General features: G+C 64.9%; 7 protein-coding genes. 3 read left to right on the top strand and 4 right to left on the bottom strand.

Annotation, left to right across the window (positions count from 1 at the left end):
- Positions 1-68: 68 nt before the first annotated feature.
- The 4 genes from VCJ09_RS02965 to VCJ09_RS02980 all read right to left on the bottom strand — a co-directional run bounded on the left by VCJ09_RS02965 (position 69) and on the right by VCJ09_RS02980 (position 6,215).
- Positions 69-935, bottom strand: coding sequence for an MBL fold metallo-hydrolase (locus tag VCJ09_RS02965; RefSeq protein ID WP_324733054.1), 867 nt, complete (start codon positions 933-935; stop codon positions 69-71).
- A gap of 320 nt (positions 936-1,255) precedes the next feature.
- A complete protein-coding gene (locus VCJ09_RS02970; protein WP_324733055.1) occupies positions 1,256-3,028 on the bottom strand; it encodes an acyl-CoA dehydrogenase C-terminal domain-containing protein in 1,773 nt (590 codons plus the stop codon).
- Between the two features lie 70 nt (positions 3,029-3,098).
- Positions 3,099-4,472, bottom strand: a complete 1,374-nt coding sequence (locus VCJ09_RS02975) for a solute carrier family 23 protein (RefSeq protein ID WP_324733056.1) — start codon at positions 4,470-4,472, stop codon at positions 3,099-3,101.
- A 120-nt stretch (positions 4,473-4,592) separates the two neighbouring features.
- Entirely contained in the window at positions 4,593-6,215 is a 1,623-nt protein-coding gene (locus VCJ09_RS02980) for an acyl-CoA synthetase (RefSeq protein WP_324733057.1), read from the bottom strand.
- A 265-nt stretch (positions 6,216-6,480) separates the two neighbouring features.
- On the opposite strand from VCJ09_RS02980, the gene VCJ09_RS02985 reads away from it, so the two are divergent.
- From VCJ09_RS02985 to VCJ09_RS02995, 3 genes are all read left to right on the top strand, one after another.
- The gene (locus tag VCJ09_RS02985; protein WP_324733058.1) at positions 6,481-8,778 is read left to right on the top strand and encodes a PAS domain-containing sensor histidine kinase; all 2,298 of its coding nucleotides are present in this window, start codon (positions 6,481-6,483) and stop codon (positions 8,776-8,778) included.
- Complete coding sequence (locus VCJ09_RS02990) at positions 8,775-9,422, top strand: response regulator transcription factor (protein WP_324733059.1); 648 nt, start codon at positions 8,775-8,777, stop codon at positions 9,420-9,422. The genes VCJ09_RS02985 and VCJ09_RS02990 overlap by 4 nt, the downstream gene beginning before the upstream one ends.
- Positions 9,423-9,562: 140 nt before the next feature.
- Positions 9,563-12,214, top strand: coding sequence for an EAL domain-containing protein (locus VCJ09_RS02995; RefSeq protein WP_324733060.1), 2,652 nt, complete (start codon positions 9,563-9,565; stop codon positions 12,212-12,214).
- The last annotated feature ends 10 nt before the right edge of the window (positions 12,215-12,224 follow it).

The raw sequence follows: 12,224 nt of genomic DNA on the forward strand, positions 1-12,224 counted from the left end.
ACTGCACTGTGCAGAGCCTGGCACATATCGGCCCATTGGTTTTTTCGGCCAGGCACGCATGGCCTAGCTCAGTCGGCCAGTGCACGGACCTCGGCGACCTTCTGTTCCAGGCCATAGCGGCCTTTGCCATCGCGCACCACCTGACCCATGGCGGTCTCTGGATCATGGGTGAAGACCAGGCGACCGCCGCGGGCCAGCAGGTCGGCGAGCAGCGCTTGCTTCTCCTCGATCAGGCCCTCGGGGAAGCGGTCGTAGCCCATGGTGATCGGCAGATGGACCCAGGGTGCGCCGGGGATCAGGTCGCTGGGGAAGAGCACCGGGCCGCCAGGCATGGCCACTTCGGGTAGCAGCAGCCCGGGGGTATGGCCATCGCTCCAGTGCAGGTGCCAGTCCGGGCCGAGCAGTTGGCACTGTTCGGTTTCCTCCAGCAGCGTCAGGCGCTCGCTGCTTTCCAGTAGGGTCAGCAGTTCCGGGATATAGGAAGCGCGGTCACGGGCGTGCGGATTGCAGGCGCGCCGCCATTGGCGCTTGCCGGTGACGAAGCGCGCATTGGGGAACAGCAGGCGTGCCGGTTGATCTTTCTCCCAGGCGGCGAGCAGGCCGCCGGCGTGGTCGAAGTGCAGGTGCGTGAGCACCACGATATCGATGTCGGCATCGCACAGGCCCAGCTCGGCCAGGCTGTCGAGCAGCACATGGCGGTCTTCCTGGACGCCGAAGCGCTCTTTCAGCTCCGGGCTGAAGAAGGCGCCGATGCCGGTTTCCACCAGGATATTGCGCTCGGCTTCCTGCACCAGCAGGGCGCGGCAGCCGAGGTCGATGCGGTTCTGCTCATCGGGCGTCATCCAGCGTTGCCAGAGGGCCTTGGGCGCGTTGCCGAACATGGCGCCGCCATCGAGTTTCTGGCTGTTGCCGGTGAGGGTGGTCAGGGTGCGCATAGTCTTCTCGTCTGGGTATCGGCTAGCGGTGCGCACGGCCTAGCAGGCCGTTGAAAAACTACCTGCGTTGGCAATACGGCGTTAAAAACAGGCTCGGAATGCTCATTTACAGCACGTAAACTCCGCTTCCTCGCCTGCTTTTGCCTTGTCTTGCCTGCCTCGCCTACGTTTTTCAACGGCCTGCTGGGCGGCCCCGCGTACCCTGCGGCTTGAATAAAAAAACGCGGTGTCTCGTTACCAGCACACCGCGCAAACGCTCAACCATGTAGGGCGGGTGCAACCCGCCAAGCTGGCAGTGGCGGGTTGCACCCGCCCTAGGCTTAGAACTGTTCGGCGCCCAGCCCATACAGCGGCGCGCTGCCGGCGCGGATGCTCGCCTCCAGGCTCAGGGTGCGCGGCAGCAGGCGGGCGAAATAGAACGCCGCGGTGGCCAGCTTGCCGCCGTAGAAGGCTTGATCCTCGTCGCGTTTGGCCTCGGCCACTGCCGCCATGCGCGCCCACATGTAGGCGTAGGCGACGTAGCCGAACAGGTGCAGGTAATCCACCGAGGCGGCGCCGACCGCGTTGGCATCCGTCTTGGCCTGCTCCAGCAACCAGCCGCTGACGCCTTCCAGGCGCTCCAGGGCGGTGACCAGCTCGCTGCCATAAGGCGTTTGGTGCTGGTGGGCGAAGTGGCGGACTTCGGCGGCGAACTGGCGCAGCCCGGCGCCGCCGTTGGCCACGACCTTGCGCCCGAGCAGGTCGAGGGCCTGGATGCCGTTGGTGCCTTCATAGATCTGGGCGATGCGCACGTCGCGGACCAATTGCTCCTGGCCCCACTCGCGGATATAGCCGTGGCCGCCGAACACCTGCTGGCCGTGTACGCAGCTTTCCAGGCCGATGTCGGTGAAGAAGGCCTTGGCCAGCGGGGTGAGCAGGGCGACCAGGGCCGCGGCGTTGTGCTGTTCGTCGGCATCGGCGCCGAACTTGCTCAGGTCGAGCTGCTGGCCGACGTAGCAGGCAAATGCCCGACCGCCCTCGGTCATGGCCTTCATGCTCAGCAGCATGCGGCGCACGTCGGCGTGCACGATGATCGGGTCGGCGGCCTTGTCCGGCGCGACCTTGCCGGTAGCGGCGCGGCTCTGCAGGCGATCGCGGGCGTAAGCGGCGGCGGCCTGGTAGGAGGCTTCGGCGCAGCCGATGCCCTGGATGCCGATCGACAACCGCTCGTAGTTCATCATGGTGAACATCGCCGCCAGGCCCTTGTTGGCTTCGCCGATCAGGTAACCGCTGGCGCCGTCGAAGTTGATCACGCAGGTACTGGACGCCTTGATCCCCATCTTGTGTTCGATCGAACCGCAGCTCACCGCGTTGCGCGCACCCAGGCTGCCGTCGCCGTTGACCATGACTTTCGGCACCAGAAACAGCGAGATACCCTTGGGTCCGGCCGGCGCGCCCGGCAGCTTGGCCAGGACCAGGTGGATGATGTTCTCGGTGAGGTCCTGCTCGCCGCCGGTGATGAAGATCTTGCTGCCGCTGATGCTGTAGCTGCCATCGGCCTGGGGCTCGGCCTTGGTGCGGATGATCCCCAGGTCAGTGCCGGCGTGGGCTTCGGTCAGGCACATGGAGCCGGCCCAGCGGCCGGCATACATCGGTGGTAAATAGGTGCTTTTCAGTTCTTCGCTGGCATGCGCGTCGATCGCCAGGCAGGCGCCGGAGCTCAGCGCCGAATAGAGGGCGAAGCTGGAGCCGGCGGCGTAGAGCATTTCCTCGAACTGCACCGCGAGCATCTTGGGCATGCCCATGCCGCCGTAGGCCGGGTTGCCGGACAGGCCGACCCAGCCGCCTTCGATATAGGTGGCGTAGGCCTGCTTGAAGCCGGCTGGGGTGCGCACCTCGCCGGCGACCCACTGCGCGCCTTCCTCGTCGCCGCTGCGGTTGAGCGGGGCGATCAGCTGGCCGGTGACCTTGGCCGCCTCTTCGAGAATGGCGTCGGCGGTGTCGCCATCCACGGTCTCGGCCAGGGCTGGCAGGCGTGCCCACAGGGCTGGCGCGTCGAAGACTTCATGGAGGACGAAACGCAGGTCGCGCAGGGGGGCGTTGTACTCGGGCATGGGGCACCTCAAAACAAAGTGCCGCAGGCGAACCTGCGGCGTGGGCAATGGTGAATAGGGTTATAGCGCGTTAGTCGACCTCGGGGGCACCGCTGGTCTTGTCCTTGCTCGAGGCGAACTTGAGCAGGTGGGTGCGCTCGACCAGGATGTACAGCGCCGCACCGGCGGCCAGGCCCCAACCCGCGCCGTAGACGGCCAGGACCACGCCCATGGTGCCGGCGACGCCGCGTTCGGTGTTGTTGTTGAGTTGCTCGAAACCGACCATCAAGCAGATATAGCCAGTGAGGATCAGGGTCAGCGACAGGGCGATCGGCAGCACTGGCTGGAAGAAACTCACCAGCGGCAGGGCGAACAGGGCGATGAAACCGGTGATCCAGAAGGTGCCGGCACCGCTATAGATCGAGTCCATGGCCTTGCGCCCGTACTTGTAACGCTCGGCCATGGTCGCCGCCACGGCAGTCCACAGCGGTCCGGCCAGGCCTGGGTAGGGCGCGAAGAAGGCATGCAGGGCGTTGCGCAGGGCGGTCACCAGGTGCACACGGTCGATGCTGTTCTCGATCACTTCGTCGGTGCGCAGTTCGTCGGCGCGCTGCATCAGCGACTGGCCGACGATGATGTCGCCGAAGGCGATGATGTAGGCGATAACCGCCGTCGGCACGGCCAGCAGGAACACGTCCAGGCCGGGGAAGCCGACGTTGAACGGCAGGTAGTTCCACATATCGGCGAAGGCCGGCGCGGTGATGCCGAAGCGCACGTCGGGCATCTTGTATTCACCGACGGCGATGCCGATGAAGATGGCGATCAACATGCCCGGCACCATGCCGTAGTTGACGATCTTGCGGGCGAAAGGCACGCGCTCGGTGAGGCCCTTGAACGACACCGAGAACATCAGGTACAGGCAGATCAGGCTGCCGAGCACCAGGGAAATCGGCGTATTGGCCAGGCGTCCGCCGCTGGAGATTTCGCCCATCAGCGCGGCGATGCCGGCGCCGATGATGATCCCGCCTTTCATCGAGTTGGGAATGATCTTGACCAGGGTGCTGCCCAGGCGGGTGACGCCGAGCACCAGGAAGATCACGAACACCAGGAACTGCAGGGCGAACAGCGCCTGAATCGCTTCCGGACCGGGCTTGAAGTTACCCAGGAACAGCAGCACCACCGGGATACCCGGGGTGATCCAGCCGGGCACGAAAGGCACCCCGAGCAGCGCCGGCAGCATGAAGCCGATGCCACACACCACCACATAGGCCAGGGCCACGTCGTAGGGCAGGCCGAGGTATTTTTCCAGCAGCGGAATCATCGCCAGGCTGACCACGAACATGATCAGCGCCTGGAGCATTTCCGCGGTTTCCCAGCGGTAGTGGATAAACGGCAGGCGCACTCGGAAAGGCCCGAAAGACCAGCAGGGTTGCTGTTCGCCATCTTTGCGTTGGTACAGTTGCATGGGTGCTGCCTCCGTCGGCGCAGCGCCTCGGGGCGCGTGCCGTTTTTTGTTGTTGGGCTTTTTGTTGTTGTGGAAGGGCCAACTACCCGCTCGCCCGGCATGGGCGAGCGGGTTTATCGATCAGAGCGCCTTGGCCATGTCGCGCAGGACGAATTTCTGGATCTTGCCGGTGCTGGTCTTCGGCAACTGGGTGAAGACCACGGTTCTCGGCACCTTGAAGCCGGCCAGGTGATCACGGCAGAACGCGATGATCTCGCTCTCGCAGATCGCCTGCTGATCGACCTTGAGGGTGATGAAGGCGCAGGGCGTTTCGCCCCACTTCTCATCCGGGCGTGCGACCACGGCCGCTTCCAGCACCGCGTGGTGGCGGTAGAGCACGGCTTCCACCTCGATGGTGGAGATGTTCTCGCCACCGGAGATGATGATGTCTTTCAGGCGATCCTTGATTTCCACGTAGCCATCGGGATGACACACGGCCAGGTCGCCGGTGTGGAACCAGCCGCCCTCGAAGGCCTCGGCCGTGGCGCTGGGATTCTTCAGGTAACCCTTCATCACCGTGTTGCCGCGCATGAAGATCTCGCCGATGGTCTCGCCATCGCGCGGCGTCGGCTCCAGGGTTTTCGGGTCGCCGACCATCAGGCCTTCCAGGGTCGGGTAACGCACGCCCTGGCGGGACTTGATCTGCGCCCGTTGATCCAGCGGCAGCTCATCCCATTCGGCATGCCAGGCGCACACGGTCACCGGGCCGTACACCTCGGTGAGGCCATAGACGTGGGTGACCTTGATGCCCATGTCCTCGACCGCGCCAATCACCTTGGCCGGTGGCGCCGCGCCGGCAACCATGGCATTGACCGGGTGCTCGATGGCCGCCTTGGCCGACTCGGGCATGTTGACCAGGGCGTTGAGCACGATGGGGGCGCCGCACAGGTGGCTGACCCGATGCTCGCGGATCAGGTGGAGGATTTTCTGCGGGTCGACGCGCCGGAGGAATACGTGCACGCCGGCCAGGGCGGTGATGGTCCAGGGGTAGCACCAGCCGTTGCAATGGAACATCGGCAGGGTCCACAGGTACACCGGATGGTGACCCATGGCCCAGGTCATCTGGTTGCCCAGCGAGTTGAGGTAGGCGCCGCGGTGGTGGTAGACCACCCCTTTGGGGTTGCCGGTGGTGCCGGAGGTGTAGTTGAGGCTGATCGCCTGCCATTCGTCATCCGGCCATTGCCAGGCGAATTGCGGGTCGCCTTCGGCCAGCAGGGCTTCGTAGTCGAGGTCGCTGACCGCCTGGCCTTCGCCGAATTCCGGGTCATCGACATCGATCACCAGCGGCGGATGATCGAGCATGCCGACGGCGGCATGCACCACATCGAAGAACTCGCGGTCGGTGATCAGCACCTTGGCTTCGCCGTGCTGCAGCATGAAGGCGATGGCCTCGGCATCCAGGCGCACGTTGAGCGGGTTGAGCACCGCGCCGATCATCGGCACGCCGAAATGCGCTTCGAGCATCGCCGGGGTATTCGGTAGCATCAGCGCCACCGTGTCGCCCTTGCCGATGCCACGGCCGGCCAGGGCCGATGCCAGGCGCCGGCAACGGGCATAGGTTTCGCTCCAGTTGCGGCGAATCGAGCCATGGATCACCGCCGGGTAGTGCGGGTAAACGCTCGCGGTGCGCTCGAGAAAGCTCAGCGGCGAGAGGGCGATGTGGTTAACGGCGGTAGGCTCAAGGCCCTGTTCGTAGATCGACATGCGGGTACCCATGGCAGATTGTTTGCTCTTGTGGCTTCTATTCGGCGGCGCGAATAGGCGCTTTGTTTTTCAGCTAGGCGGCATTTATATATTTATGGGCATAGATATGGCAACTGAACCATAGTTGTATAGTATATTTACTAGCTTGCTTCGTCGGGTATAGTCCTTGGTCGCTTTGCATTACGTCGCCGTTGCCCTGATGCTCGCGGCTGACCACGCCATGCCCCTCTCGTGGCTGGCCGCCTGCTGAAAGGAACGCGTGACGATGAGTGAGATCCAGGTGCAGTTGCACAGTTGGCTGTGTCTGCAGCGCGAGGCGCTACCCCTGGCGGTGCGCGCCGATGCCTTGCGCCGCACCCTGCAGGCCTGCCCTGAAGTGCGTCAGACGTTCTTTCTTGGCTGGAAATCAGGCACGGGTATCTACAGCCATGAAGGCAGTGCCCCGCACCTGCCGCCGGGCTTTGGCGATCCCTTGCAGGCCAGCGATCAGCTGCTGTTCGAGGCGCTGGCGGCGCAGCCGCGCCTGAGTCTGGCCGAGTTGCGTGTGCTGCCCTGCTGGCTGGCCGGGCGCGTGCGCCGCGCCGCCATCAGTCACGGCCAGGTGCTGACCTTGCAGCTGGATCAGGGCCAGCCCGGACTGTTGCTGATCGAACTGCAGGAGGGCATCAGTCTCGATTGGCTGGGATTCATCCACCAACTGCTGCTGGCCCTGCTGGCCAGCCTGCCCCTGCAGTCGCGCGGCAATGCCTTGCTCGGCGCCGACCCGCAGCCGAGTCTGCTGTTGGATGCGCAGGCGCAGCCGCTGCAATTGAATGCGGCCATGCTCAAGCTGCTGGGCGGGCGGCCATTGCCGGCGGTGGCGGAGTTTCTGCCGGTCAACGCGGCGCAACTGGTGCGCGCCTGCTTGCAGCAGAATCGGGCCATCGAGGAGGTCGAGGCACAGGTCGACGGGCAGATTCTGATCTGGCTGTTCATCCCCGACCCGCAGGAGCAGCGGGTATTGGCCCGTTGTCGGCTGGCCACCGTTCAGGTTCGCGCCGAACGCGAGGCGGCCAAAGCCAGCCGGCTGTACCGGCTGATCACCGAAAACACCACCGACCTGATTTCCCGGCACACCCCGGACGGGCGTTTCCTCGACGCCTCGCCGGCCAGTTGGACGCTGCTCGGCTACTGGCCCGAAGAGCTGCGCGGCACCCTGGTGCAGGCGCTGTTCCATCGTCAGGATCAGGCGCAACTGGTGCAGCGCACCCGCGAAGCGCTGGAGCAGGACGGCTACCACACCATGACCTCGCGGATTGCCCACCGCGACGGCCACTACCTGTGGTTCGAGACCGCCAGCCGGGCGATCCGCGAAACCTACACCGGCGCGGTGGTGGAGGTGGTCAGCGTGTCGCGCGACATCACCGCGCGGGTGCAGGCCGAGGAGAACAAGCGGCGCCTGGCCGAAGTGGTCGAGGCCAATACCGACCTGGTGCTGTTTATCGAGCCGGGCGGATGCCTGACCTACCTCAACCCGTCGGCCCGGCATGCCCTGAATATCGCCCCGGACCAGCCGCTGCCCGCGCTGGATGCGTTGCTCGGCGAAGACGATGTGCAGCACTTGCAGGCTCGCGGCTGGGCCACCGCCGATAGCTGTGGCGTGTGGAGCGCCGAGGTGCGCCTGCTGCCGCTGGGGCAGCGCGCGCCGCTGCCGGTGTCGCTGGTGCTGCTGGCCCATCGCGGCAGCGGCGGCGAGCGCTACTATTCGCTGGTGGCCCGCGACATGACCGAGCGCGAGCTGCGTGAGGCCCAGCAGCGCCACCATCAGGACGAGCTGGCGCACACCGCACGGCTGGTCACCCTGGGCGAACTGGCGTCGGGTATCGCCCATGAGATCAATCAACCGCTGGCGGCGGTGGTCAATTACGCCAGTGCCAGCCAGCGCTACCTCAAGGCCCTCGGCACTAATCCGCAGGCGGCGGACAAGGTGGCTCAGGGCCTGGAGCGCATCACCGAACACGCCAACCACGCCGCCGAGGTGATCAAACGCCTGCGCGCCTTCCTGCGCAAGGGCCAGCGTCGCACCCAGGCCCTGGACATCGCCCAGGTGGCCCGCGAGGCGATGCGTCTGTGTCAGTGGGAGGCGAATAACTGGCAGGTGAATATTGTCGAGCAACTGGCGGATAATCTGCCGCCGGTCTACGCCGACCGGGTGCTGCTCGAGCAGGTGCTGCTCAATCTGTTGCGCAACGCCATCGACGCCAACCGCGAAGCCCACCCGGGCCAGCCCTCGCGCATCGAACTGAGTGCCGGTGAGCGTGGCGGCCAGTTGTGCGTCTGGGTCAGTGACCAGGGTCCGGGCGTGGCAGCGGCGCAGTTGGAGCACATCTTCACCCCGTTCTACACCAGCAAGGCGGAAGGCCTGGGCCTGGGCCTGTCGATGAGTCGCAGCATTATCGAAGGCTTTGGTGGCGCCCTGGAGGCGCATCCAGGCAAGGCCGCCGGACTCTGCCTGGAATGTCGGTTGCCGCTGGGCCGGGCTGACGAGGCCGCGAACAAGAACAATCAGAGGAGCAGGGGATGAGCGGGCAAACGCAACAACAGGTGTATGTGGTCGATGATGACCAGGGCATGCTCGATTCCACCGTCTGGCTACTGGAGTCGGTGGGGCTCAAGGCCTTGCCCTTTACCAGCGGCCGGGAGTTTCTCGAGGCCTGTGCGGCCGAGACCCGTGGCTGCGTGCTGCTGGACGTGCGCATGCCCGGCATGGGTGGGCTGAATGTGCAGGAAGCCCTGCGCGAGCGCGGGATCGACATGCCGATCATCTTCGTCAGTGGCCATGCCGATGTGCCGATTGTGGTGCGCGCCTTTCGCGCCGGCGCGGTGGATTTTATCGAGAAACCCTACAACGAACAGTTGCTGCTCGACAGCGTGCAGCAAGCCCTGAGTCGGCCGCCGGCGACCCCAGCGGTGGATGAGCGCTTGCAGGCGGTGCAGGCGCGCCTGGACAGCCTCACCCCGCGCGAGCGCGATGTGCTGTTGCCGCTGGTGTGTGGTTACACCAACCGGGAAGTCGCCGAGCAGCTGGAAATCAGCGTCAAAACCGTCGATCTGTACCGCTCGCGGGTGATGAAGCGCATGCAGGCCGCGACCCTCGCCGATCTGGTTGGCATGGCCATCGCCGCCGGCCTGGTGGATGCCCTGCAGCTGCGCGAGCCAGCACGCTAGCAGCAACCCGGGTGTTGTGGGTCCGGCAGCCCTGACTGACCTACGGCCTGAGTGGGTTGCTGGTAAATTGCTATCATGGGCGTTTGCTGGCACGTGGCCTCCATTGCCCGCCGGTGTTGGTAAACCCGCCGAGTTGTTCCATGACCCTGAAATTTATCGAGAGCGCGGCTCTGCTGATCGCGCTGTGCTGGCTGCATGCCCTGACTATGCGGCATGTCCAGCGGCAACTGCTGCGTCGGCTGCTGGCCGGCGGCCTGTTCGGCGCTATTTGCGTGATCGGCATGCTGGCTCCGATCACGCTCCATGAGGGGTTGATCTTCGATGCGCGCAGCGTGGTGCTGAGCATGGCCGGCCTGTTTGGCGGCCCGCTGGTGGCGGCCATTGCTGGGCTGATGGCCGGCGCCTATCGGCTCTGGCTGGGTGGGGTGGGGGTCATTCCAGGCCTGTTCACTATCGTCATACCGGTGCTGATGGGCCTGGCTTATCGGGCGGCCTGCCAGCGCAATTGGCTGCGCATCGGCGTCTGGCAGTTGTTGCTGTTCGGCGCGCTGGTGCATCTGTTGCTGCTGCTGAGCCTGATCCTGTTGCCCCGCGCGTATTTCAGCCAGGCGTTGCAGCTGGTGGCCGTGCCGATTTTTCTGGTGCTGACGCCGGCCACCCTGCTGCTGGGGCTTTTGTTGCAGGACCTCTTCCAGCAGGCCCGGGATCGTCAGGCCCTGCGTGAGAGCGCGGCTCGTCTGCGGGCGATCAGCGAGGCCAGCCCGGACCTGACCCTGGTACTGGACGAGGAGGGGCGTTACCTGGAGGTGATGGTCCCCGACCCGCAGCTGCTCTATGGCGGCGGTGAGGGCCTGGTGGGCAAGCGCCTGGCCGATGTGCTGTCCGTTGGTCAGACGGAGCGCTTCATGGCCTTTCTCGCGCACACCCTGGCCAGCGACAGCCCGCAAACCCTGGAATACGGCATGCGTACGCCTTCCGGCCATCGGCAGTTCGAGGGTCGCGCCCGGCGCCTGGATACCCCGCTGCAGGGCAAGCGGGCAATGGTGTTCATCGCTCGCGATATTACCGACAGGGTCAATCTCGAGCTGGATCGGCAGATTGCCGCGATTGCCTTCGAGTCCCAGCAGGGCATGCTGATCACCGATGCCAGCACGCGGATCCTCAAGGTCAACCGTGCCTTCAGCCAGATCAGCGGCTACAGCGCCGCTGAAGTCGTCGGCCAGACCACCCAGATGCTCAGCTCCGGGCGTCAGAGCCCGGAGTTCTACCAAACCATGTGGGAGACCCTGATCGAGACGGGTATCTGGGAGGGGGAGATCTGGAACCGGCGCAAGAGTGGCGAAGTCTTTCCCGAGTGGCTGACCATCAGCGCGGTGCGCGATGAGCGTGGGCGGGTCAGCAACTATGTGGCGTCGTTGACCGATATCAGCGAGCGCAAGTCCGCCGAGGAGGAGATCAAGCACCTGGCGTTCTACGATGCCCTTACCGGCCTGCCCAATCGGCGCCTGCTGCGTGACCGCCTGCAGCAGGCGCGGGCGTTGAGTCGGCGCAATGGCCAGCATGCGGCGCTGGTGTTCCTCGACCTCGACAACTTCAAGAATGTTAACGACCTGTATGGCCATCAGGTCGGTGACGAACTGCTGTGCCAGGTGGCCGAGCGCTTGCGCCATAGCCTGCGTGAGCGCGATACCGTGGCCCGTTTGGGGGGCGACGAGTTCGTGCTGATGATCGAGGGGCTGGAGACCCGTACCGAGGAAGCCGCCTCCCAGGTCGAGCACCTAGGCGCCAAGGTGCTGGACGCCCTGCGCCAGCCCTATCTGGCCGGTGGACATCGCCTGTTCAGCAGCGCCAGCCTGGGCGTAGTGCTGTTCAGTGACGAGCAGCATTCGGTGGATGAACTGATGCAGCGCGCCGACCTGTCGATGTACACGGCCAAGGCCGCGGGCAAGAACGCCCTGAGTTTTTACGACTCGCAGATGCAGGAAGCGGTCAGTGCTCGCCTGCAGCTGGAGGAGGACCTGCGCCGGGGGCTGCAGACCGGCGAATTCCTTATGTATCTGCAACCGCAGGTGGATCAGCTGGGGCGCCTGACCGGTGCCGAGGCGCTGGTGCGCTGGCAGCACCCGCAGCGCGGCTTGTTGGCGCCTGGCGCCTTTATCGGTATCGCCGAGCGCTGTGGGCTGATCGAGGCCCTGGATATGCAGATGCTCGGCGCCGCCTGCGCGTTGCTCGCGCAGTGGGCGCAGCACCCGCACAGCGCCGGCTTGAGCCTGTCGGTGAATCTCAGTGCGCGCCTGCTGTATCAGGCGGACTTTGTCGAGGCACTGCAACAGACCCTGCAGCATAGCGGAGCCAACCCCCAGTTCCTCAAGCTGGAGCTGACCGAGTCATTGCTGCTGACGGACATGGACGAAGCCATCGTGCGCATGCAGACGCTGAGAGACATGGGTATCCGATTCTCCATCGATGACTTCGGTACGGGTTATTCGTCCATGGCCTATCTGCAGCAGTTGCCTCTGGATCAACTGAAAATCGATCAATCGTTCATTGGTGAGTTGCCGGGCAATCCCAGCAGCCTGGCCATCGTGCGCGCGATTCTCGCCTTGGCGCAAAGTCTCAGGCTGGAGGTGATCGCCGAAGGCGTGGAAACCCTGAAGCAACGCGACAGCCTGCTGAGCAATGGCTGCTTGCATTACCAGGGCTACTTGTTTGGCCGGCCCATGGCCGTGGCGGATTTTGCCGCGTCCGATCTGTTTCGGCTCAGGCTTGAAGGGGCCGCGTCGGAGGCTTGAGCGGTGTCAG

Source organism: Pseudomonas paeninsulae, from assembly GCF_035621475.1.
Taxonomy (GTDB): Bacteria; Pseudomonadota; Gammaproteobacteria; order Pseudomonadales; family Pseudomonadaceae; genus Aquipseudomonas; species Aquipseudomonas paeninsulae.

Bases quoted from the DNA above. Each gene is read 5' to 3' on its own strand.
- VCJ09_RS02965 (WP_324733054.1), bottom strand. From the start codon at position 935: ATGCGCACCCTGACCACCCTCACCGGCAACAGCCAGAAACTCGATGGC.
- VCJ09_RS02970 (WP_324733055.1), bottom strand. From the start codon at position 3,028: ATGCCCGAGTACAACGCCCCCCTGCGCGACCTGCGTTTCGTCCTCCAT.
- VCJ09_RS02975 (WP_324733056.1), bottom strand. From the start codon at position 4,472: ATGCAACTGTACCAACGCAAAGATGGCGAACAGCAACCCTGCTGGTCT.
- VCJ09_RS02980 (WP_324733057.1), bottom strand. From the start codon at position 6,215: ATGTCGATCTACGAACAGGGCCTTGAGCCTACCGCCGTTAACCACATC.
- VCJ09_RS02985 (WP_324733058.1), top strand. From the start codon at position 6,481: ATGAGTGAGATCCAGGTGCAGTTGCACAGTTGGCTGTGTCTGCAGCGC.
- VCJ09_RS02990 (WP_324733059.1), top strand. From the start codon at position 8,775: ATGAGCGGGCAAACGCAACAACAGGTGTATGTGGTCGATGATGACCAG.
- VCJ09_RS02995 (WP_324733060.1), top strand. From the start codon at position 9,563: ATGACCCTGAAATTTATCGAGAGCGCGGCTCTGCTGATCGCGCTGTGC.